Source organism: Ectopseudomonas composti (genome assembly GCF_900115475.1).
Lineage (GTDB): Bacteria > Pseudomonadota > Gammaproteobacteria > Pseudomonadales > Pseudomonadaceae > Aquipseudomonas > Aquipseudomonas composti.
This window is the reverse complement of the sequence record NZ_FOWP01000009.1, coordinates 58,933-82,716: the sequence shown is the minus strand read 5'-3', so window position 1 is coordinate 82,716 and position 23,784 is coordinate 58,933. Positions and strand designations below refer to the sequence as shown.

Below are 23,784 nucleotides of genomic sequence, written 5' to 3'. Positions count from 1 at the left end.
GCCTCATGCTCCGCCATTTTCCCCCCTGGCCTTGAATATCTGCAACGTATAAACCTGCCCATCAATTTCAAAATAGGCGGGGTATCTTTCGTTATCCACGATCCTGAGCAGATTGAACTGATCTCGTACCGACTTATCGATATTCAAACGGCTATCGGCGGGACGCCGACGCGAGTACCAAGAAGGTGCTCCCTCTTGTTTTACGGGAATAAGCGCTTTATATTCATTGACAAACCTCAAGCAAAGCTGGACGGTTTTTTCTCCTTGCAGAGTTCGCCACTCGTCACACAACTCCGCCCCATTCAGCTCTATAACATCCCTTATCCAGACATCACCGGCATCAACCGCGCCTGATGCCTCCAGGAGGCATATTGGGATCTGTCGCTTCCCTTCCAGAATTTGCCAAGCCATTGGAGCAAACCCACGCCCCTCAGGTAGTTCGCTTTCATGCACCACTAAGTTATGCTGGTTTCGCAGCAACACGTCATCACTTACGATCCGCGTACAACCAAGCATGAAATTGATCCAACCGACCCGCACTCTGTCAGCGCTATCCGCAAAAGCCGCGTCCAAGCCTTTTTCTCTCAGGATCTCCACCAGTTTTCTCGCATAGGGGATAATCCAAGAATCATTATCGACAAGGACTGTAATTGAGTTACTTTCCAAACAGCACACTCCCGATTCGCTCTACACCTATTCCGTCACAAACCGAAGCCGCTCTTTTGGAAGTTTCCTTAAGGTGAGCAGATATCTGGTATCTATCGATCAACTTCTTCAGTTGAGCATCCAGATCACTCTCATCCAGGCTGATCGCCTTGGCCGCCCCGGCTTTGTCCAGCTCGAAAGAAATAAGGCGTTGGTTCTCAGCCAATACCAGAATGATGCTCGGCACCCCCAGACAGCAGCGTTCCCATGAGGTACTTCCAGCAGCACCTATGGATAGGTCACTGCTCATCATCAAAGTACCCATATCAGTGACATTGACCAATACCTCCGTTGGACAAAGCATCGTACTCGCGGCATCACGAACCTGTTGAAGCCAGGGCGCCTTCGGGCCCATCACTACTTTCAACTGGCAATCATCCGGCAGCACGCACTCTCTCAACGCCTCCAGAACTCGACTGGTAGCGTTGGGTCCATCCACTCCCCCCATAGAGATGAGTATGTTACGCAAATGGGGCTCGTCCCGACGCTTGAGGCTGACCTCTCTCAAAGCAGCAAACTCCGGCCGCAACAAGGCATATTGCGGGCCCGTGACCACGACACAGTCATTTGGGACCAGTCCGGCATAATCCTCATGCTTTCGCCCAAGGTTCTGGTCAAGCAGCAAGTCGCATTGATGGCTCCGATCAGCCAGATCATCTATGACCATCAACCGTCGACAGAAGGGCCGTAACCGCTCTTCCCAGCGAATGTCCAAAGCATAGTGGTCCACGATCAACCAATCTGGCTGGAGTTCCTGCAAGGTAGGTGAACATGCCTGAACATCCTGCTCCTGGGTTGCACCCAGCCAAGCGGCGTGAGCAGGCCCGTCTCGGTCTATCAGGCTCTCCGGTTCGTAAGGCAGAACATGCACAGCATGGCCCTTGCCGCGAACCATTTCGATAAGGTGGCCGGGGTGTTCTCGGCAAAAGAAATGGCATTGAGCGCCTTTCTGCTTCAAGGCGTCTGCCAAGGTCAAGCAACGCATGATATGCCCACTGCCCATCTGCAATGATGCATCCGCTCGGAAAGCGACTTTCATGATTTATTGCTCTACCTGAGCCTGTATGGCCTTGAAAAGCCACTCGGCCCGCACCCAGTCTTCCAAGGTGTCGATATCCTGAACCCGATGACGAGGTAACTTGACCGGTACGGCGTATGTCCCAAACAGGATCTTGCCTTCCAACCACGCACTGGCGCGCCCCCAGTAGAACTGCCCTGCATCGTGATAAGCCTCCTCAAGATCCTGGGAGCGCGTGTTGAAGTGCTCAGGATTGAACATTTCTACACGATCAGCCGGCGTGATGCGGATTGCTCGCTGAATAGGGAAGGCGTAGCTGGTAACAGAGAAGGCGTAGTCACAGTCGTTGTTGGACAACGCATCCAACCCTCCGCGAATATCCTCGCCAGTCACGAAAGGCGCGGTAGCGTAAATGCAGCAAACCTGCTCTGGCGCCTGCCCATTGGCAATGAACCACTCGGTTGCGTGGCGAATGACCGGAACAGTTCCAGCGTAGTCATCAGACAACTCTGCTGGACGCATGAACGGCACATCGGCGCCGTAATGGCGAGCCACCTCGGCAATCTCGGCATCATCGGTGGAGACGATCACGGCATCAAAACAACCACTGGCCAGGGCCGCCTCGATCGACCATACGATCATCGGCTTCCCGCAGAACGTTTTGATGTTCTTGCGCGGTATGCGCTTGCTGCCACCACGGGCAGGGATGACTGCGAGTCTCATGCCTGAAGTGCTCGCTGAAGAGCGACCACGACGTCATCCTGCTGAGCATCGGTCATGGTCTGGAACATCGGCAGGCTGATGGATTCAGCGTAGTAGCGCTCAGCCTCGGGGAAATCCCCCGGCTTGAAACCCATGCGCTGGAAGTACGGCTGGGTATGTACCGGGATGTAGTGCAGGTTGACGCCAATGCCTTGCTCGCGTAGCGACTCGAAAACCTCACGATGGCTTTTGCCGATCTGCTCCAGCTTCAGGCGCACGGCGTATAGGTGCAGGCCGGAGTAGCTGTCGGGATGCTGCCAGGGCGTTGTCACTGGCAATGTCGCCAATAGTCGGTTATAGCGGGCCGCCAACTCATGGCGACGTGCCACGAACTGATCGAGACGCCGTAATTGACTGAACCCGAGCGCGGCCTGCAGCTCGGTCATCCGGTAGTTGAAGCCAAGGTCGATCTGCTGGTAGTACCAGGGGCCATCAGCAGCGTGGGTCATTTGCGACGGGTCACGGGTAATACCGTGACTGCGCAGCAAAGCCATTTTCCCTCCCAGTTCGGCACTATTGGTGAGGGCCATTCCCCCCTCGGCGGTAGTGATGATCTTTACTGGGTGAAAGCTGAATACCGTTATGTCGCTGTGGCGGCAGTTACCGATGAACTCTCCCCGGTATTTGCCACCAATGGCATGAGAGGCATCTTCAATAACCTTGAAGCCGTAGCGCTTGGCCAGTACCGAGATGGCCTGCATATCACAGGACTGGCCACACAAGTGTACGGCGACGAGCACCTTGGGTAACGCACCCTCACGCTCTGCCGCCTGTAGTTTGCGCTCAAGTGCCTTGGGGCAGAGGTTATAGGTACGTGGGTCGATATCAACGAAATCCACCTGCGCACCGCAGTACAGCGCGCAGTTGGCAGAAGCCACGAAGGTGATCGGTGATGTCCACAGGCGGTCGCCTTCTCCCAACCCCAGCGCCAGGCAGGCGATATGCAGTGCCGAGGTGGCACTATTGACGGCCAGCGCGTGCGCCGCTGCGACATGATGCGCCACCCCTTGCTCGAAACGGGGCACCATCGGGCCCTGGGTGAGGAAATCAGACTGCAGAACCTCGACGACTGCATCGATGTCGGCCTGAGTAATGTCTTGGCGACCGTAGGGGATCATGCCTTAGATGCTCCCAATCTTTTCGTGGTTCTGCTCAATCCAGGCGCTCAGCGCCTCATCACTCATCCATTCGGTGTTGTTGTCACTGGCATAGACAAAACCTTCCGGCACCTTGGTGCCATCCTTGATGCGCTTGGGGCAGTTTGCCCAGTCATGGATGACCGGAAGAATCTTGAAATGCTCAGGGTACTCATATGTAGTGTAGGAATCCTCGGCACTGATCATCTGCTCGTGCAGTTTTTCACCGGGGCGAATGCCAACGATCTTCTGCGACGCTTCGGGCGCGACGACGCGGGCCAGATCGGTCACTTTCATGGAGGGGATTTTCTTGACGTAGATTTCGCCGCCTTCCATATCCTCGAACGCGTGCCAGACCAACTCGACTCCCTCTTCCAAGGAGATCATGAAGCGTGTCATGCGCTCGTCGGTGATAGGCAGTTCGCCTTTTTCCTTGATCGACATGAAGAAGGGAATCACCGACCCCCGCGAACCCATTACATTACCGTAACGCACGACCGCCATGCGGGTATCGTGACCACCCGCATAGGAGTTGCCCGCAACGAACAGCTTGTCCGAGGCTAGCTTGGTGGCGCCGTAAAGGTTGATCGGGCTGCTGGCCTTATCGGTGGAGAGTGCGACCACTCGCTTGACGCCCTTGTCGATGCAGGCATCGATCAGATTCATGGCACCGTTGATATTGGTCTTGATGCATTCGAACGGATTGTATTCAGCAGTCGGAACGATCTTGGTGGCGGCGGCATGCACCACGTAGTCCACACCATCGAGAGCTCGATAGAGACGATCCTTGTCGCGAACGTCGCCAATGAAGAAGCGAACACGCGGGTCGCCTTCGAATTTCTTGGCCATGTCCCACTGCTTCATCTCATCGCGAGAGAAGATGATAATTTTCTTGGGATTATATTTTGCCAATGTCATCGGCACGAATGTGTTGCCGAAAGAGCCAGTGCCCCCGGTAATGAGAATAGTTTTATTACTCAGCACAACTTTTGCCCTCAAAGCCTAAACGATAACTCAATATTCTAGCAGGCACTCCCGCCACAATGGCCCCCTCGGGCACATCTTTTGTCACCACTGCATTGGCACCAACGACTGCATGCGCGCCAATCTGAACGCCTGGCATCAGAACCGCGTTGACACCAATCCAGACGTCATCGCCTACAACGATAGGACGATTGTAGATCCGCAGAAACTCTTCCTGAGACAAGAGTCGCTCTTGCTCTCGTATAGACATCCCGGGAATGTGATCGTGAACATGAGAGGTAGAAGAAATAAAAACATTGGGAGCCAACAAACAATTTACACCCAAACAAACCTGCCCATTAATAGTTACGTTACGCTGCAATGTCGTACCACGGCCTATAACAATCTCCTTAATAGCCGACATTTCAACACCATCATTTAGCCAGCAGCCTGAATGAAAGTGAATATTTCCCAAGCCAGTATCTAAACGCACATTATGAACAGAACTACCAGATTCCAGAACAAGGCCTCGCCCCTTGATACTAGCAAAGGGATGAAACCGATACCCTCGAAAAAAACCAACCCAACACAGCCACAAGGAATAAACCCTAAGCCACACCATATCGACAATACGATTAAACAAGTGAAATCCTCCAAGAAACCAACATTAGCGTGAAAGTATAAATAGCCATGCCAATCACCATGAACGAAACAAAAGCCTCAAACCCCGCCGAATATGACATAACTGCAAGAAGCGCATAACCCAAAACACTTGCCAACTGAATCAGTGCCAATAATTTCTTTCTGTGCATCACCACAAGAAAGCTGGAAAAAAATTCCGCAGCCTTAAAAGCAGAACCCACGACAAAAAGAAAGACTATTACCGGACCCACATTGACCCAAGAGGCCGCAAACCAACTAAAAAATAGAGCATAAGCCGCACAGAGCATCAAAACAAAAGAGACAAAAAAAACAAAAGCAGAGACCCGCAGCAGATATAAATAAGCCAATCGCGGAGATTCAGCACAACGCACAGATAACAATGTAATCACCTTCGTATTGACTATCTGCTGAACTGCCAACGCCCCCACCATAAGTAATGACAAATAAGAATATACAGAGAAAGCAGTTAAAGTGAGTAATACCGAAGCACACAAGCGATCAATATACTGCCCCACACCCCCCAGGAGACTAACAGGGACAAACCTCAGAGACTTCTTCAAATAAGGTTTTGTGGGAAGCTTAAAATTCAAAATCCAATTGACGACTATATTCCCGCACGCCAGCAACCCACAAAGTACCTCACTCAAAATTGAAAGCCGGGCTGACCCTGTTGCACAAGCAACGGACACACCGCCCACTAATAATAAAAAATTACGCGCAAATACAGAGCGAGCATAACCGATAAAATCGCCATCACTTTTGCGAGCCACGACATCCAGAGTAAATAGAAACATAATAAAAACTTGAAGCAACGTCAGCGAGAACAGCGAAAACTCCCAAAAAAACGAACCGATCAGAAGCGATGGAACTCCCAGACCCAGCCAAAAAATAAAACCTACCCCCCGCCCCTGAGCGATGAAGGCAACACGCTGAGCTCGATCCATAACGGGAAGTTCTGTATGAGCACGCAACATAACACCACTACCAATTACTAGTCCCCCAAACCCTAAGACCAGTAAATAGTAGCCAACTGCAGCGTACTCCACTTCACCTAGGACATGCGCATACAAGAAGCCCTTTAGCGCAGCCACTCCCACTCCGGCAGCAGCGAAGACCAAATAAAACCAGTCCCGCATACTAAACAACCACCCTCAACAGGGCGGGATCTGTAGTACAACTCACTTCTGGATAGGTATTAATCGAAAACTCAAATTGCAACAACAACCGAGGATGCCGCAAAGGAGTCACGCCCTTGTGCAGGGTAATGGTATCTTCTATCAAGCAAGAACCTGCCTTCCCGCATACCTCAACGACATTCTCAATACCATATGAAGCAATGACCTCCTCATCAGTAAAACGCTTGGATTTTAGGAAAGTATTTTTATAACGCACCTCTCTATTCGACCCTCTTACAAAAACATGAGGACCACTCTCACTATCAACATCCGTCAGATAGAAAAAAAATTTAACAAACTTAATATCATCAAGATCATAATGAAAGACATGCGCATGCTTCGACCGATCTTCAGCGCTTGCATTTACTGGAAATGTCCACCACATGTTAACACTCATCAACTTAGGCTCAACCCCGAGATAAGCAGCAGCCAATGAGAGCATAAAAGGGTCTTTAGACAGGCGGGCAACCACTGGATCATCTTGCACATTAAAATATTGCGCAAGCAATAAACTCTTTCCTATTTTTTCTTCAACAACAGCTAAATCCTTCAAGTAAAAACCGAGAGCAGGATTTCTATCAGCGAAGCACGGCACACGCTCAGCAAAGCCTCGTAAATAGCAAACATCCTCATCAGAAAGGGATGGCCCCAAAACAGCCCCATCACGCTTAAGCCCCCCCAAGTAAGTATCTGAATCCACTGCACTTACTAAAGAAGTTTTAGAGATATCCAAGCCAGCACGATACCCTTCAACTTTCCCTCTATTAAAAAAACACACTACATGCCAGACACATTCCCTAACCAGCCTGCGCTTAAGCAAGCCTCTCATAATTCGGTACTTAGAAATCATAAAAACCCTCACAAATATCAAGCCTAGCAATTAAAAATCTGGCAAACCCAACGAATGCAATATAAATATGCTTGAACACATACTCAGAGAAACATAAATCAAGCATCGTCTTGACGCGCGAAAGCACTTAGAAATAACTGTCACGCAGGAATAATTATATTTAACGCTTGCACCTCTTCGCCATAAGACCTCCTTACAACTAGAGCGAGCCTCGACTTTGCTTGATCCTCTCCATGCACGATGCGAATTTCATTTGGCCACTTCCGCATACCGGTAATGAATCTCATTAAGCCTGCTTGATCTGCATGAGCAGAATAACCACCTATGGTATGCACCTGAGCCCGAATGTCATAGCGCTGCCCATCAAGTTCCACATAGCCACTACGCGGGCCAAAGCGTTGGATCTGTCGACCCGAAGTACCTTCAGCCTGGTAGCCGACGAACAGTACATCATGCCGCGTATCACCGAGCATGGCTTTGAGGTAGTTGACGATACGCCCACTAGAGCACATGCCATTGCCCGCAATCACAATGGCAGGCCGAGCGGTTTGCGTCAGGCGATTGACCATGGCCAGATGGACCTGGTGGCTATCGACCGTGAGCAAGTTGCGAAAAACCAGCGGGTTACGGCCTTTGGCCAATCTTGATTTCGCCTCTGCATCCCAAAACTGGTCAAGCTCGCGATAAACCGCAGTAAAACGACTGGCTAACGGAGAATCGAGAATGATCGGCAAACTTGCCCAGTCAAGGGCTGAGGCTTTGCTTATTTTCGACTTGGAAGCACCTGGCTGAGTCTTTGCCGACTCCTTTAGCGCCCTGCGATGAATGATGTCTTCGAGCTCGTAGAGCAGCTCCTGAGTGCGACCAATGCTAAAGGCTGGAATCAGAACCGTGCCCTGGTTGCTCAGCGCGTGCTCGAGCACTTTCTCCAGTCGCGCACGTCGGCTGCGGCGATCCTCGTGCAGGCGGTCACCATAGGTGCTTTCGATGACCAGAATATCGGCTTTGTATGGGGCTTTAGGCGCCGGGAGGATTGGCGCATGAGGTGCGCCAAGGTCGCCAGAGAACACGATGCGTTTCTTCTCGCCCCTCTCGGGGTAGTGCAGATCAACCTCGACGTAGGCCGAGCCGAGGATGTGGCCAGCACGCTGCAAACGAATACGCGCCTTAAGCCGTGGCGTGTCGATCAGAGTAAACCATTGTTTGTAGGGCAAGGCGACGATGCGCTGCTCGATCAGTTTGAGGTAGCGCTCGACTTGTTTCTGATCACGGCTGAAACCGAGCTTGAAGGCATCTTCGAGGACGATGGGCAGAAGCTTGGCAGACGGCTCACTGCAAAGAATCGGACCTTTGAAGCCAGCTGCCAGCAGGTAGGGAATGCGGCCCACGTGATCGATATGAACATGGGTTGCGACCAGCGCCTTGATGCCATCCAGAGAGAAATCGATGGCGAGCTTGCCAGCGCCCGCACGGCCTTCAGGGGAAGTTTCAGCGCCTTGAAAGAGGCCGCAGTCGATCAGCAGCGCATGCTCATCATCCATCTGCAGTTGATGGCATGAGCCCGTCACGCCAGTGACAGCGCCGTGATGAACAATAGAGGGGTACCGCACGAGTCAATCCCTTAACGCTGGCAAAATTTAAAGGGACTCAGCCCAGTAGTGCGGATGACGCTTCAGAGAATGACCATTGACTGAACTAGTTGGAAATTTAGCAACGGCGCGCTATGTGAAAGCCCGCACATTTTGCCGGTTTTCCATGATTTCGCAAGCATGACAAAAGTGTGACGCCAGGCGATCGCTTAATCAGGAGAGCTGCAGCTGCTAGAAACACAAAGCTCGGTCACTCGTCCTCATTCACCCGGTCACGCAGCTCCTTGCCAGGCTTGAAGTGCGGTACAAACTTGCCGTCCAGACGCACCGACTGCCCGGTTTTTGGGTTACGCCCTACCCGCGGCGCGCGATAGTGCAGCGAGAAGCTGCCAAAGCCGCGAATCTCGATGCGATCCCCCGTGGCCAGTGCCTGGGACATTTGCTCCAACATAGTCTTGATGGCTAATTCGACATCCTTGGAGGACAACTGACCCTGATGAGTGACAATCTTTTCGATCAACTCCGACTTGGTCATGGTTTTCCCTTCTTTTTCAAGCGGCTAGAAGACTCGATGCCTTGTTTGTAGCACGCTGGTCAGCTTTTGAACAGCCTAAAAAACAAGGTGTTAGCGAGCATGCCCCCAAGAAATTACCGAGCTACTTGCCTGGACCGATGCAGTGGCGCTCACTGCATCTCTTCAGATGAAATCATTGCTCAGCGGGGACCTCTCGTGAGTAGGACTGAAAGCACATAAGCTTCATAGGCAGTCAGCAAACTTAGCGCCCAACCGCCCCTACCACGTCAGCATCGGCTTGCAGACCGCACCTGCAGAGCGAAAGCCTTTGACCACGTCAATCATCGAGACAGAAACAAACTGCTAGACACCCTTAGAACAAAAAATCTGCACCGATACGAAATAGATCACTTCGGCGGTTCGATTTGACTCTCGTCGCCGTTGAACTCTCTGGAACTCAGAGCCCAGTTCGCGGCGGCTTCATGCTCGCTAGTCGAGTGCCCCTTTCGAGGCGTAATGATGGCGGTGATATCTACTGGGTTATCGCCACCAGCTTCCACCACCCCTTTAACCAAGGATAGAGCCTGGTCTGTGCCGACACGGTCATCATTGTTGTTGATCTGCAGGAACAAGTGCTTAGTCGCTATAACTGGATAGAAGGGCTTGAGCGAGTACAGGGGCTGAGGTGTCTTTGCCCCCTCAAACTCGCGAAGTTTGAAAAGATCAGTCACTGGAGCAAGAGCGATGACTATGGCCACCTCTTGCACCTCGGCTGCAGACCTCATAGCCAAGTAGCCTCCTCTCGAAACGCCTAGAGCCGTGATCCTTGAGGTATCCGCGCGCTTTGTGCTGGCTATGTCTACGATTACGGACTTTAAGCGCTCCATGTAGTCATCAAAAATATTCGTCTGGCTGCTGTCTGCACGTGCTCGCCAGCAGTCTAGGCCGTACTTTTCATGCTTCTGTAAGTCTTTTCCGTGGCAGGTGACATCGATAGAGGCAACGCTGTACCCGCGCTCTGCCAGAAGGCTCCCTACAGGGCTGTAAACGTCCGTCATGGACTCCTTGATGTCCGTAGTGATCGCGATCAGGAGCGGCCCATTGTCGTCGCCTTGATGAAAGCCGTATTCGACACCGTCTTTTGTCACCTGGTGGCTGAAATCGTATGCGTGTGCGGCCAAGGGGAGGAGCATCCCCGCGCTGGCAAGGAAAAGAGTGCTTAGCCTTTTCATTTTCTGACGATCATTCTGTTTAGGCTTGCGGTAACGCCTCTGAGGGCGTCCTTGTCCTCTGCAAAGCGCGCGATCAGTTTTGCGGCCGCAATTGAGAGAGCGATGGTAAGGGCAGAGATGGCCAGCGATCTTGGTAGCGAGCCATAGATGTATAACTGTGATACCCCAAGAATGAACAGCATGATTGGGAAATGTATTACGTACAGCGTGTACGAATAGCTTGCCTGGCCATGGAACCATGCCGGAAATCTGGTCGCCCCGCCCATGATCATGGCTAGGTAGCACGCGAACCATAGGCCAGAAGCCAGGCGGAAATAGTTAAGCGGATCACTCCATGCGTGCTTTGGCCGTGAGCCAGGCAGCCATACCCAAACGACAGTAATCGCCATGATGCCGGTCATGAGAATGAATAGTCGGCTGAACAAGCGGTTGTTCATTGCTGGCTTGCTCTGATGGATGAAGGCAAGCGCAAAGCCTGCAAATCACACAGGAGCGAGGATGTAGAAAAGTGAGGCTTTGCGAGTGATGAATACGGTAAGCACCAGCAGAGCGACCGCAAGCCATTTCCGAGTGGGCCATATCGCCAGCCCACCAGCCAAAACGTAGTACCAGGCTTCGTAAGACAAGCTCCAGAGCGGACCGTTGACAGTGGGAGTATTGGTTTTGAAGCCGTTAAGAAATGTCAGGGCACCAAACAGTTCTTTGGCAACTACCGTGTACTCGGAACGCACGAACGTGACGCCTGGGATAGACAGCAGAGAATGGGTTCCTGATGGGAAAAACAGTGGTGCTACAGCTGCGATCAGAACCATCAGTGCCAGCGCCGCGATAAGCGGAGGGTACAGTCTGAGTGCTCGATCTCGACCATACTGCACGATATCAAAAGCGCCGTTCTTGGCTGAGTTGTTGTAGACCGATTTCCCGATGAGGAAGCCGCTCAGAACAAAGAAGACCATGACCGAAAGCTGAGTGAAATAACCAACGACCGTCGCGCCCTTCTGGAGCGTAGGAAACAGTAACGTCTGGTTTGTATGACCGAACAGCACGATGAGGGCAGAGAGAGCCCGGATAGAGTCAAGCTGACGGGATTGGTCTCGTGTGATGCGTACCACTGTGAGCAACCTCTGCCCATTGTTGAGGTGCGCAATGGTCGCACTTTGCGATCAGCAGCGCACCCTTTAGAGGTCATAGAGCTCTCAAAACTGGCGTGCTGAAATAGCTATAGAACGGCAATTTCAACAACTAGTGATGCGACAGAAAAGTAAAGGCCTCGAAAATATTGGCGGTTTTCTGACATCCATCTCGACCTCGAAAACGCATTAAAAGAAAAAGAAAGAGCCTGCGAGAGATGAGCCAGAAACCCCAGTCAAAGTGCACACGAAAACGCCCACACACACGAAACGTGAAAATGCCTCCACCTGCATGGAAATCTGTTAACGAGCAGAAATAAATAATCCAGACAGGGACTATAGGCACGAAGCGAGCCGTTTGTGCATGTTCTCAAGAAATAGCGCGACAAAAAACGAAAAAGGGCGGCCCGAGGGCCGCCCTTTCTCTGGATGGATTAACCGAACTTAGTTCTGTTTTTCCATTTGAGCACGGAGCAGATCACCGATGGTGGTCGGACCGGTGCTTTCAACGTCTTGTTTGTTACGCAGTTCCTTCATCGCGTCTTTCTCGTCTTCAACGTCTTTCGACTTGACAGACAGACTGATGACGCGGGACTTGCGGTCGACGCTGATGATCTTCGCTTCTACTTCGTCGCCTTCTTTCAGAACGTTGCGCGCGTCTTCAACGCGGTCACGGCTGATTTCGGAGGCTTTCAGGGTAGCTTCGATCTCGTTGCCCAGGTCGATGATGGCGCCCTTGGCGTCTACTTCTTTCACAACGCCACGGACGATGGTGCCCTTGTCGTTGATGGAGACGTAGTTGCTGAACGGATCGTCTTCCAGCTGCTTAATGCCCAGGGAGATACGCTCGCGCTCCGGGTCAACCGACAGGATGACGGTTTCCAGCTCGTCGCCCTTCTTGAAGCGACGCACAGCTTCTTCGCCGGCTTCGTTCCAGGAGATGTCGGACAGGTGAACCAGACCATCGATGCCGCCGTCCAGACCAATGAAGATACCGAAATCGGTGATCGACTTGATGGTGCCGGAGATCTTGTCACCCTTGTTGAACTGACCGGAGAAGTCTTCCCACGGGTTGGTCTTGCACTGCTTGATACCCAGGGAGATACGACGACGCTCTTCGTCGATGTCCAGAACCATGACTTCCACTTCGTCGCCGACGTTAACGACTTTCGACGGGTGGATGTTCTTGTTGGTCCAGTCCATTTCGGAAACGTGTACCAGGCCTTCCACGCCCTCTTCCAGCTCGGCGAAGCAGCCGTAGTCGGTGAGGTTGGTGACGCGGGCAACAACGCGGGTGTTTTCCGGGTAACGAGCCTTGATGGCAACCCATGGGTCTTCGCCCAGTTGCTTCAGGCCGAGGGATACGCGGTTACGCTCGCGATCGTACTTCAGAACCTTGACGTCGATCTCGTCGCCAACGTTGACGATTTCGGACGGGTGCTTGATGCGCTTCCAAGCCATGTCGGTGATGTGCAGCAGGCCGTCTACGCCGCCCAGGTCCACGAAGGCACCGTAGTCGGTGAGGTTCTTGACGATACCTTTGACTTGCTGACCTTCCTGCAGGGATTCCAGCAGAGCTTCGCGCTCGGCGCTGTTCTCGGCTTCCAGGACGCTGCGACGGGAAACGACAACGTTGTTGCGCTTCTGGTCCAGTTTGATGACCTTGAACTCGAGCTCTTTGCCTTCCAGGTGAGTGGTGTCACGCACCGGACGGACGTCAACCAGGGAACCCGGCAGGAACGCGCGGATACCGTTGACGTCAACGGTGAAGCCGCCTTTGACCTTACCGTTGATAACACCCTTGACCACTTCTTCAGCGTTGAACGCAGCTTCCAGAACCAGCCAGGATTCAGCGCGCTTGGCTTTCTCGCGGGACAGCTTGGTTTCACCGAAGCCATCTTCAACCGCGTCCAGCGCGACGTGGACTTCGTCACCGACCTTGATGGTCAGCTCGCCTTGTTCGTTGAAGAACTGGTCGAGCGGGATGACGCCCTCGGACTTCAGACCGGCGTGGACGGTAACCCAGTCACCGTCGATGTCGACCACGATACCGGTGATGATGGCGCCCGGCTGCATGTCGAGGGTTTTCAGGCTTTCTTCAAATAGTTCTGCAAAGCTTTCGCTCATGTTGATTCCTGTTGATCAAGGGCGGGGATTCGCCCAAACCACACTCCAGACCATGTGGGTTCGTTCATATAAAAAGAGGCCTACGGGACAAGGACTGGTCTCCCGTATGCCTCCTTGCGAGTCTTTCAGCTTCTAGCAGCTGCGACTCTCTACCCGGCAAGATCGCGATCAGCGACCTCGCTCAGAATTCGCTCAAGTACCTGCTCGATGGAAAGCTCGGTGGAATCCAGCACTATCGCGTCGGCTGCCGGCTTGAGCGGAGCCACCGCGCGCTGGGTATCGCGCTCGTCGCGCGCCCGTATCTCGTCGAGAAGACTCGCGAGATTAACATCATCGCCCTTGGCCTTCAACTGCAAGTAACGGCGACGGGCACGCTCCTCGGCGCTGGCGGTCAGGAAAATCTTCAGCGGCGCGTCGGCGAACACCACGGTGCCCATGTCGCGACCATCGGCTACCAGGCCGGGCATTTCCTGAAATGCACGCTGCCGCTGCAGTAGCGCTTCACGCACGGCGGGCAGCGAGGCGACCATCGATGCGCCCGCGCCTACCTGCTCGTTACGGATGGCGTCGGTGACCTCCTCGCCTTCGAGGATGATGCGCTTGTCGATGAACTGCACATCCAGATGCGCAGCCAGTTGCTTGAGCGACTCTTCGTTGGTCAGGTCGATGCCGTGGTTGCCGGCGGCAAACGCCAACAGGCGATAGAGCGCACCGGAGTCGAGCAGATTCCAGCCCAGCTGCTTGGCCAGCAGCGAACAGAGCGTGCCCTTGCCCGACCCGCTCGGCCCGTCGACCGTGATTACCGGCGCGCTCATGCGTTGCCCTCTACGACCACATTGATACCGACTTCAGCTGCCAGGGCGAGGAAGTTGGGGAAGGACGTGGCGACGTTGGCGCAGTCGTGGATGCGGATTGGCGCACTGGCACGCAGCGAAGCGACGCTGAAGGACATGGCAATGCGGTGATCGCCATGCGCCCAGACTTCACCACCGCCAATGGCGCCGCCTTCGATGATGATGCCGTCAGGGGTCGGCTCAGCCTTGACGCCCAGCGAGATCAGGCCGTCGGCCATGACCTGGATGCGGTCGGACTCTTTCACCCGCAGTTCTTCGGCGCCACGCAACACGGTGCGACCTTCGGCACAGGCGGCAGCGACAAACAGCACCGGGAACTCGTCGATGGCCAGCGGCACCAGGTCCTCCGGAATGTCGATACCCTTGAGCTTGGCCGCACGCACACGAATGTCGGCCACTGGCTCGCCACCGACTTCACGCTGGTTCTCCAGGGTGATATCGCCACCCATCAGTTTGAGAATGTCGATCACGCCGGTACGGGTCGGGTTGATGCCGACATGCTCGAGCACCAGCTCGGAGCCTTCAGCGATGCTAGCGGCCACCAGGAAGAACGCCGCCGAAGAGATATCCGCCGGCACTTCGATACGCGTGGCGCTGAGCTTGTGCCCGGACTCGACGCTGGCGGTGCTGCCCTCGACGCTGACCGGGTAGCCGAAACCGCGCAGCATACGCTCGGTGTGATCACGAGTCGGCGCCGGCTCGGTCACCGAGGTGCTACCGGCAGCATACAAGCCCGCCAGCAGCAGGCAGGATTTGACCTGGGCGCTGGCCATCGGCATTTCGTAGGCCATGCCGGTGAGGCGCTGACCGCCCTTGATGGTCAGCGGCGGACGCCCTTCCGGCCCGGTCTCGATCACCGCACCCATCTCGCGCAGCGGTTTGGCCACACGGTTCATCGGGCGTTTGGACAGCGAGGCGTCACCAGTCAGCGTGGTGTCGAACGGCTGCGCGGCCAGCAAGCCCGAGAGCAGACGCATGGAGGTGCCGGAGTTACCCATGTACAGCGGGCCAACCGGCGCTTTCAGACCATGCAGACCGACACCATGGATGGTCACACGGCCGTGGTGCGGGCCTTCGATGACCACACCCATGTCGCGAAACGCCTGCAGCGTGGCCAGGGCGTCTTCGCCCTCGAGAAAGCCGTCGACCTCGGTAGTGCCTTCAGCCAGCGAACCCAGCATGATCGAACGGTGCGAGATGGATTTGTCACCCGGTACGCGGATACGTCCAGCCAGCGAGCTACCAGGTTTTGCCAGGAAAATCAGATCGGTCGAGTGCATAGCGTCCACATAGGCCCTGCGGGCCAGAATTTTGCTGAAATGTTCGCGGGCAACGCGGGCGCGCGTGAACACGCCCAGCAGTTGATGCCCATCCCCGGCGTCGACCGCGTCGCGCAGGGCGTCGAGGTCGTCGCGAAACGTATCCAGTGTGCGCAGCACGGCCTCGCGGTTGGCGAGGAAGATATCGTGCCACATCACCGGGTCACTGCCAGCGATCCGCGTGAAGTCGCGGAAACCGCCAGCGGCATAGCGGAAAATTTCCAGGTTCTCACTGCGCTTGGCCAGCGAGTCGACCAGGGTAAAGGCCAGCAGGTGCGGCAGATGACTGGTGGCAGCGAGCACCTGATCGTGATGCTCGACTTCCATCGATTCGACATCCGCCCCCAGCTCGCGCCACAGGCCTTCGACCAGCGCCAGAGCAGCCTCATCACTGTACTCGCACGGTGTGAGAATGACCTTGTGGCGCCGGAACAGCTCCGCGTTGGCCGCCTCCACCCCGCTCTGCTCGGAGCCAGCAATGGGGTGGCCTGGCACCAGACGCACGGCCTTGCCGGAAAATGCCAGGCGTGCCGCGCGCACGACATTACCCTTGGCGCTGCCCACATCGGTCAGCACGGCATTACCGAGATCGAGCCTGGCCAGTTGAGCGAGCAGCTTCTCCATGGCCAGGATAGGCACTGCCAGTTGAATGACCTCTGCCCCCTGACAGGCGGCAGCCAGATCACTCTCGCAGCGATCGACCACCCCCAGCTGCACCGCCAGGCGACGCGATTCGGCGTCCAGATCGACCCCCACCACCTCCCGACACAGGCCGCGTTCGCGCAAACCTTTGGCGAAGGAGCCGCCGATCAGGCCGAGGCCGACCACCACCAGGCGGCCGATCTTAGGGGTATTCGATTGCACTGCAGTGACAGTCACGCCGACAGCACCTTGGCCAACGCCTCGAGGAAGCGTGCGTTCTCTTTCGGCAGGCCGATGGATACACGCAGGAAATTCGGCATGCGGTAACCGGCCATAGGTCGCACGATCACCCCCTCACGCAGCAGCGCCTGGTTGATCGCAGCGGTGTCGCGGCCAAAATCGACGGCGATGAAGTTGGCCTTGGAGGCAATCCAGCTCAGGCCCAGGGCGCGCAAACCCTCTTCCAGCTGCTGCATGCCGGCATCGTTGAGACGACGACTTTCGGCCAGGTAGTCGGCATCGCTCAGCGCCGCGCAGGCAGCAGCCAGCGCGAGGCTGTTGACGTTGAATGGCTGGCGTACGCGATTGAGCACATCGGCAATGGCTGGCGAGCTGATGGCGTAACCAACACGCAGCGAGGCCAGACCATAGGCTTTGGAGAAGGTGCGCGAAACCAGCAGATTCGGGTAACGCGCCAGATAATCCAGGCCATCCGGCAGCTCATCGCCTTCGGCGTACTCGATATAGGCTTCGTCCAGCACCACCAGCACCGATTCCGGCACCTTGGCCAGGAACGTCTCCAGCGCATCCGGGCCAAACCAGGTGCCGGTCGGGTTGTTGGGGTTGGCTATGAAGACCACGCGGGTGTTGTTGTCGATGGCGGCAAGCATCGCTTGCAGGTCATGACCGTAATCCTTGGCCGGAACGATCTTGCCCTGCGCGCCGACGGCCTGGGTAGCGATGGGGTAAACCGCGAAGGCGTAGTCGCTGAACACGGCATTGAGACCAGGCGCCAGGTAGGCGCGAGCGACCAACTCGAGAATGTCGTTGGAGCCGTTGCCCAATGTCACCTGCGCGGCATCGACGCCGTAGCGGGCAGCCAACGCAGTCTTGAGGGTGAAGCCATTGCCATCCGGGTAGCGGGTCAGCTCGTCCAGTTCGGCGCGAATCGCTGCCAGCACCTTGGCACTGGGGCCGAGTGGGTTTTCGTTACTGGCCAGTTTGACGATACCCACGGGATCGAGCCCCAACTCACGAGCCAGCTCATCGACTGGCTTGCCTGGCACGTAGGGGGACAGCTTTTGCACGCCTGGCTGGGCCAGGGCTAGGAAATCGCAGCTCATGAATGGAGGCTCTTCTCTAACGCAATACGGTTGACCACATCACAGGGCATGATGGCTCCTGAGGTAGTCGTGGATCTGCTGCACGGCCTCTTCAACCGAACAACTGCTGGTATCGAAACGCAACTCGGCAGCCTGCGGCGCCTCGAACGGGGAATCAAGCCCCGTGAAGTTCTTGATCTGACCCGCACGGGCGCGCCGGTAGAGTCCTTTCGGATCGCGAGCCTCACAAACATGCAGGGGCGTATCGACGAATACTTCAATGAATCGACCCGAGAGCAACTGACGCACAGCATCACGATCAGCACGAAAAGGTGAAATGAACGTAGCCAGTACGACCAATCCCGCATCGACCATCAATGCAGCCACCTCACCAGCACGACGAATATTCTCTTGCCGGCCATGCTCAGAGAAACCCAGATCACGATTCAGACCGAGACGCAGGCGATCCCCATCGAGTAGATAGGTATGCCGCCCCGCCGCTTGCAGGCTGCGTTCCAGCGCCTCGGCCAGGGTCGATTTACCCGCGCCACTGAACCCCGTGAACCAGATGACACAAGGCTTCTGCTGCTTACTCAGTACCCGTTGATTGCACTCTACAAGCGAGGAGCCGAGCGGCACCTGAAGCCCAGGCTCCACTCAAAGCACCGCCTTCGGATAGGAGCCCAGCACCTTCAGCGCCACAGCCTCCTGAGCGAGCTTCTCAAGCACATCCTTGATCAGCGGATCGCGGTGGTGACCGACAAAGTCGATGAAGAACACGTAGGTCCACTTACCGCTGCGCGACGGGCGAGTTTCGATGCGGGTCAGGTCGATGCCGTTATTGTGGAAAGGCACCAGCAACTCGTGCAGCGCGCCCGGCTTGTTGCGCATGGAAACGATGATCGAAGTCTTGTCATCGCCAGTCGGCGGCACTTCCTGGCTACCGATGATCAAAAAGCGCGTGGAGTTGTCCGGGCGATCTTCGATCTTCTCGGCCAGCTTGGTCAGGCCATACAGGTTGGCCGCCATGTCGCCGGCGATGGCCGCACTGTTCCACTCGCTCTTGACCCGCTTGGCGGCGTCGGCGTTGCTGGAAACCGCCACACGCTCGACATTCGGGTAATGCGCGTCCAGCCACTTGCGGCACTGCGCCAGCGATTGGGCATGAGAATAGATGCGAGTGATCTTGTCGGTCTGGGTGGTATCGCCCACCAGCAGATGGTGGTGAATGCGCAACTCCACCTCACCACAGATGACCATATCGTGCTCGAGGAAGCTGTCGAGGGTGTGGTTGATCGCGCCTTCGGTGGAGTTCTCCACTGGCACCACGCCGAAGTTTACCGCGCCGGCAGCCACTTCGCGGAACACCTCGTCGATGGCGGCCATCGGCACGCTGATCACCGCATGACCGAAGTGCTTCATCGCTGCGGCCTGACTAAAGGTGCCTTCAGGGCCGAGGTAGGCAACTTTCAGCGGGTTTTCCAGCGCCAGGCAGGAGGACATGATTTCGCGGAACAGCCGCGCCATTTCCTCGTTGCCCAGCGGACCTTGGTTGCGCTCCATCACGCGCTTGAGCACCTGGGCTTCGCGCTCAGGACGGTAGAAGACCGGCGACTCGCCTTCCTTCAGCTCCTTCATTTTCACTCGCGCGACTTCTTCGGCGCAGCGCGCGCGGTCGCTGATCAGCTCGAGAATGCGCTCGTCGAGGTTGTCGATGCGCACCCGCAGCGCTTGCAACTCCTGCTCGGACATATCAGGCATGCTCCTTCTCGAACTCGGTCATGTAGGCCACCAGCGCCTCGACCGCGTCCATGCCAACAGCGTTATAGATCGAAGCACGCATGCCGCCGACCGAACGATGCCCTTTCAGATTGAGCAGGCCGCGCGCATCGGCACCGGCGAGGAAGGCTTTGTCCAACTTCTCGTCGGCCAGGCGGAACGGCACGTTCATCCAGGAGCGCGCGTTGTGGGCGATGGGGTTGCTATAGAAATCACTGTCGTCGATGGCCTTGTACAGCAGGTTCTTCTTGGCGCGGTTGATACGCTCCATCGCCTCGACGCCGCCCTGCTCCTTCAGCCACTGGAAGACCAGGCCGGAGAGGTACCAGGAATAGGTCGCCGGGGTGTTGTACATCGAACCGTTATCGGCGGAGATCTTGTAGTCGAGCATGGTCGGGCAGCTGGAGCGCGCACGACCGAGCAAGTCTTCACGCACGATCACGACCACCAGGCCGCTAGGACCGATGTTCTTCTGCGCACCGGCATAGATCAGACCGAACTGCGAAACATCGAGCGAACGCGAGAGAATGTCCGAGGACATGTCCACGACCAGCGGAGTATCGCCAACCTGCGGCACCCAGTCGAACTGCAGGCCGCCGATGGTCTCGTTGCTGCAGTAATGCACGTAGGCCGCGTCTTTCGACAGTTGCCAGTCGTTCTGCCCAGGAATGGCGAAATAGTCATGAGCCTTGGCACTGGCGGCCACGTTGATGGCGCCGTAACGACGCGCCTCTTCGATGGCCTTCTTCGACCAGATACCGGTCTCGATGTAATCCGCCACACCATCTTCCGGCAGCAGGTTCAGCGGGATTTCGGCGAACTGCTGGCTGGCACCGCCTTGCAGGAACAGCACCTTGTAGTCACTGGGCACGGCGAGCAGATCACGCAGGTCCTGCTCGGCCTGGCTAGCGATGGCCACGTACTCGTCGCTGCGATGGCTCATCTCCATCACCGAGAGGCCCTTGCCTTGCCAGTCGAGCATCTCGGCCTGGGCACGTTGCAGTACAGCGGTTGGCAGCGCGGCAGGGCCGGCGCAGAAGTTAAAAGCTCGCTTGCTCACGTCTGTCTCTCTCAGATTCACAGAACGCCACCACCAGGCGATGGCATGTCCACACTGCCTGCCGTGCTTGCGGGAGGCGCGTCAGCAGCGACAGTCGCGGCTAAACCCCCTCCCACGGAGCCCGACGTCACTCCTCGCGGCCGTCCTCGGCATCGGCGACCGGCGCTTCGGCGTTTTCGGCGCTTTCAGCAACTTCAACGCCCTCTTCACCTTCAGCCAGTTCGTCCTCTTCTATCGGTGCTGGCTCCTGCACGCGCTCCAGGCCAACCAGGGTCTCGTCCTTGGCCAGCTTGATCAGGGTCACGCCCTGGGTGTTACGACCAGAACTGGACACTTCGTCGACACGGGTACGCACCAGGGTGCCCTGATCGGAAATCAGCATGATTTCCTCACCGTCCTGCACCTGGATGGCGCCGACCAACTTGCCGTTACGCTCACTGGTGACCATGGCGATCACGCCCTGACCGCCACGACCGCGACGCGGGAACTTGCCCAGACCAGTACGCTTGCCGAAACCACGCTCGGAGGCGGTGAGAATCTGTGCGCCAGACTCTGGAATCAGCATGGAGATCAGTTGTTGCTCCTTGCCCAGGCGCATGCCGCGCACACCACGCGCGGTACGACCCATGGTACGCACCTTGCTCTCGGCGAAGCGCAGTACCTTGCCGGCGTCGGAGAACAGCATGACTTCCTTGGCACCATCGGTAATGGCGGCAGCGATCAGGGTGTCGCCCTCTTCCAGCCTCAAGGCGATCAGACCGGCGCTACGCGGACGGCTGAACTGCACCAGCGGGGTCTTCTTCACGGTACCGAAAGCGGTGGCCATGAAGATGAAGGCACCAGTCGGCTCGGCAACCAGTTCAGGGATTTCACCCTCGACTTCTTCGACTTCTTCGGCCTCGACCACTTCGACGGCTTCGCCTTCGATCAGCACGCCTTCGTCGTCCAGGTCTTCGTCGGCGCCAGCGCTCTGCTGCAGGGCTTCGAGGTCGATCTGCAACATCGCGGTGATGCGCTCGCCCTCATCCAGCGGCAGCAAGTTGACCAACGGACGGCCACGGGCAGCACGCGATGCCTCGGGAATTTCGAAAGTACGCAGCCAGTACACCTTGCCCTTGCTGGAGAACAGCAACAGGGTGGCGTGACTGTTGGCAACCAACAGGTGCTCGACGTAGTCCTCGTCCTTCACGCCAGTGGCGGACTTACCCTTGCCACCGCGGCGCTGGGCCTCGTAGGCAGCCAGCGGCTGGCTCTTGGCGTAGCCACCGTGGGAGATGGTGACAACACGCTCTTCCTCGGTGATCAGGTCAGCGATGGTCAGATCCTGACGCGAGGCGGTAATTTCGGTACGACGAGCGTCGCCAAACTCGGCCTTGACCTTCTCCAGCTCCTCGCGGATCACTTCCATCAGGCGCACGGGGCTGGTCAGGATGTGGATCAGCTCGCCGATCAGGCTGAGGATTTCCTGGTACTCGGCCAGCAGCTTCTCGTGCTCCAGACCGGTCAGGCGGTGCAAACGCAACTCGAGGATGGCCTGGGCCTGCTCGGGCGAGAGGAAGTACTTGCCATCACGCAAGCCATATTGCGGATCGAGCCCTTCCGGACGGCAGGAATCAGCACCAGCGCGCTCGACCATGGCCTCCACGGCGGACGATTCCCAGGCAGTGGCGATCAAGCGCTCCTTGGCTTCGGCCGGAGTCGGCGAGGCCTTGATCAGCTCGATTACCGGATCGATGTTGGACAGCGCAACCGCCTGACCTTCAAGGATATGCCCACGCTCACGCGCCTTGCGCAGCTCGTATACGGTACGCCGGGTCACCACTTCACGGCGGTGACGGACGAACACCTCGAGCATGTCCTTGAGGTTCATGATCTTCGGCTGACCGTCGACCAGCGCCACGACGTTGATACCGAACACGCTCTGCATCTGAGTCTGGGCGTAGAGGTTGTTCAGCACTACGTCCGGCACTTCACCACGACGCAGCTCGATCACCACGCGCATACCGTCCTTGTCGGACTCGTCACGCAGCTCGGTGATGCCTTCGATCTTCTTCTCTTTGACCAGCTCGGCGATCTTCTCGATCAGACGCGCCTTGTTCAGCTGGTACGGCAGTTCGGTGACCACCAGTTGCTGGCGACCGCCGACCTTGTCGATGTCTTCGACCTCGACCCGGGCGCGTACGTAAATGCGACCACGGCCAGTGCGGTAGGCCTCGATGATGCCGGCGCGCCCGTTGATGATGCCCGCGGTGGGGAAATCCGGACCCGGGATGTATTGCATCAGGTCATCGACGGTCAGATCGGCGTTGTCGATCAGCGCCAGACAGCCGTCGATCACCTCGCTGAGGTTGTGCGGCGGAATGTTGGTGGCCATGCCCACGGCGATACCGCTGGAGCCGTTGACCAGCAGGTTCGGCACCTTGGTCGGCATGACTGCAGGGATCTGCTCGGTGCCGTCGTAGTTGGGCACCCAGTCGACGGTTTCCTTGTCCAGGTCGGCTAGCAGCTCATGAGCCAGCTTGGTCATACGCACTTCGGTGTATCGCATGGCGGCAGCGTTGTCGCCGTCCACCGAGCCGAAGTTGCCCTGGCCATCGACCAGCAGGTAGCGCAAGGAGAAGTCCTGAGCCATCCGCACGATGGTGTCGTACACCGCCGTGTCGCCGTGCGGGTGGTACTTACCAATCACGTCACCGACCACACGGGCGGATTTCTTGTAAGGCTTGTTCCAGTCGTTGCCCAGTTCACTCATGGCGTAGAGCACACGACGGTGGACCGGCTTCAAGCCATCGCGCGCATCCGGCAGCGCACGCCCGACGATCACGCTCATCGCGTAGTCGAGGTAGGACTGTTTCAGCTCGTCTTCGATATTGACCGGGAGGATTTCTTTGGCCAGTTCGCCCATGAGAAGCCTGGTTCCTTTTTCTGGTGAAACTCCGCGTCA

At 56.4% G+C, this 23,784-nt stretch carries 20 protein-coding genes and 1 pseudogene; all 21 read right to left on the bottom strand.

Annotation, left to right across the window (positions count from 1 at the left end):
• Positions 1-3: 3 nt before the first annotated feature.
• The 21 genes and pseudogenes from BM059_RS16665 to gyrA all read right to left on the bottom strand — a co-directional run bounded on the left by BM059_RS16665 (position 4) and on the right by gyrA (position 23,745).
• Positions 4-666: a formyl transferase gene (locus tag BM059_RS16665; protein WP_074940172.1), complete on the bottom strand. Its 663-nt coding sequence runs from the start codon at positions 664-666 to the stop codon at positions 4-6.
• A complete protein-coding gene (gene pseG, locus BM059_RS16660; protein WP_074940170.1) occupies positions 656-1,744 on the bottom strand; it encodes a UDP-2,4-diacetamido-2,4,6-trideoxy-beta-L-altropyranose hydrolase in 1,089 nt (362 codons plus the stop codon). The genes BM059_RS16665 and pseG overlap by 11 nt, the downstream gene beginning before the upstream one ends.
• A 3-nt stretch (positions 1,745-1,747) precedes the next feature.
• A complete protein-coding gene (gene pseF / locus BM059_RS16655) occupies positions 1,748-2,446 on the bottom strand; it encodes a pseudaminic acid cytidylyltransferase (protein ID WP_074940169.1) in 699 nt (232 codons plus the stop codon).
• A complete protein-coding gene (gene pseC, locus BM059_RS16650; RefSeq protein ID WP_074940167.1) occupies positions 2,443-3,603 on the bottom strand; it encodes a UDP-4-amino-4,6-dideoxy-N-acetyl-beta-L-altrosamine transaminase in 1,161 nt (386 codons plus the stop codon). The genes pseF and pseC overlap by 4 nt, the downstream gene beginning before the upstream one ends.
• A 3-nt stretch (positions 3,604-3,606) precedes the next feature.
• Positions 3,607-4,605, bottom strand: coding sequence for a UDP-N-acetylglucosamine 4,6-dehydratase (inverting) (gene pseB / locus BM059_RS16645; protein WP_074940166.1), 999 nt, complete (start codon positions 4,603-4,605; stop codon positions 3,607-3,609).
• A gap of 22 nt (positions 4,606-4,627) precedes the next feature.
• Positions 4,628-4,786: pseudogene (locus tag BM059_RS25835) on the bottom strand (DapH/DapD/GlmU-related protein); the annotation flags it as partial.
• 433 nt (positions 4,787-5,219) lie between these two features.
• Positions 5,220-6,383, bottom strand: a complete 1,164-nt coding sequence (locus tag BM059_RS16635) for a hypothetical protein (protein WP_074940163.1) — start codon at positions 6,381-6,383, stop codon at positions 5,220-5,222.
• A gap of 1 nt (position 6,384) precedes the next feature.
• On the bottom strand, positions 6,385-7,272 hold the full coding sequence (locus tag BM059_RS25090) for a phytanoyl-CoA dioxygenase family protein (RefSeq protein WP_083413291.1): 888 nt from the start codon (positions 7,270-7,272) through the stop codon (positions 6,385-6,387).
• A 140-nt stretch (positions 7,273-7,412) separates the two neighbouring features.
• A complete protein-coding gene (locus BM059_RS16625) occupies positions 7,413-8,882 on the bottom strand; it encodes an MBL fold metallo-hydrolase RNA specificity domain-containing protein (RefSeq protein WP_074940157.1) in 1,470 nt (489 codons plus the stop codon).
• A 229-nt stretch (positions 8,883-9,111) separates the two neighbouring features.
• Complete coding sequence (gene ihfB / locus BM059_RS16620; RefSeq protein ID WP_037002350.1) at positions 9,112-9,396, bottom strand: integration host factor subunit beta; 285 nt, start codon at positions 9,394-9,396, stop codon at positions 9,112-9,114.
• Between the two features lie 386 nt (positions 9,397-9,782).
• Positions 9,783-10,607, bottom strand: a complete 825-nt coding sequence (locus tag BM059_RS16615) for an alpha/beta hydrolase family protein (RefSeq protein ID WP_074940154.1) — start codon at positions 10,605-10,607, stop codon at positions 9,783-9,785.
• The gene (locus tag BM059_RS25415) at positions 10,604-11,044 is read right to left on the bottom strand and encodes a hypothetical protein (RefSeq protein ID WP_074940152.1); all 441 of its coding nucleotides are present in this window, start codon (positions 11,042-11,044) and stop codon (positions 10,604-10,606) included. The genes BM059_RS16615 and BM059_RS25415 overlap by 4 nt, the downstream gene beginning before the upstream one ends.
• Positions 11,045-11,089: 45 nt before the next feature.
• A complete protein-coding gene (locus BM059_RS16605) occupies positions 11,090-11,719 on the bottom strand; it encodes an acyltransferase family protein (RefSeq protein WP_074940148.1) in 630 nt (209 codons plus the stop codon).
• 462 nt (positions 11,720-12,181) lie between these two features.
• Complete coding sequence (gene rpsA / locus BM059_RS16600) at positions 12,182-13,864, bottom strand: 30S ribosomal protein S1 (RefSeq protein ID WP_037002352.1); 1,683 nt, start codon at positions 13,862-13,864, stop codon at positions 12,182-12,184.
• Between the two features lie 149 nt (positions 13,865-14,013).
• Complete coding sequence (cmk, locus tag BM059_RS16595; RefSeq protein WP_037002354.1) at positions 14,014-14,679, bottom strand: (d)CMP kinase; 666 nt, start codon at positions 14,677-14,679, stop codon at positions 14,014-14,016.
• Positions 14,676-16,916 (bottom strand): bifunctional prephenate dehydrogenase/3-phosphoshikimate 1-carboxyvinyltransferase, encoded by a 2,241-nt coding sequence (locus tag BM059_RS16590; RefSeq protein ID WP_074940145.1) that lies wholly within the window; start codon positions 16,914-16,916, stop codon positions 14,676-14,678. The genes cmk and BM059_RS16590 overlap by 4 nt, the downstream gene beginning before the upstream one ends.
• Positions 16,913-18,022, bottom strand: a complete 1,110-nt coding sequence (hisC, locus tag BM059_RS16585) for a histidinol-phosphate transaminase (protein ID WP_037002357.1) — start codon at positions 18,020-18,022, stop codon at positions 16,913-16,915. The genes BM059_RS16590 and hisC overlap by 4 nt, the downstream gene beginning before the upstream one ends.
• Positions 18,023-18,061: 39 nt before the next feature.
• On the bottom strand, positions 18,062-18,640 hold the full coding sequence (gene cysC / locus BM059_RS16580; RefSeq protein ID WP_074940419.1) for an adenylyl-sulfate kinase: 579 nt from the start codon (positions 18,638-18,640) through the stop codon (positions 18,062-18,064).
• An 18-nt stretch (positions 18,641-18,658) separates the two neighbouring features.
• Positions 18,659-19,753, bottom strand: coding sequence for a prephenate dehydratase (gene pheA, locus BM059_RS16575; RefSeq protein WP_037002359.1), 1,095 nt, complete (start codon positions 19,751-19,753; stop codon positions 18,659-18,661).
• A gap of 1 nt (position 19,754) precedes the next feature.
• On the bottom strand, positions 19,755-20,840 hold the full coding sequence (serC, locus tag BM059_RS16570; protein ID WP_037002361.1) for a 3-phosphoserine/phosphohydroxythreonine transaminase: 1,086 nt from the start codon (positions 20,838-20,840) through the stop codon (positions 19,755-19,757).
• Between the two features lie 127 nt (positions 20,841-20,967).
• A complete protein-coding gene (gene gyrA, locus BM059_RS16565; RefSeq protein WP_074940143.1) occupies positions 20,968-23,745 on the bottom strand; it encodes a DNA gyrase subunit A in 2,778 nt (925 codons plus the stop codon).
• Positions 23,746-23,784: the final 39 nt, after the last annotated feature.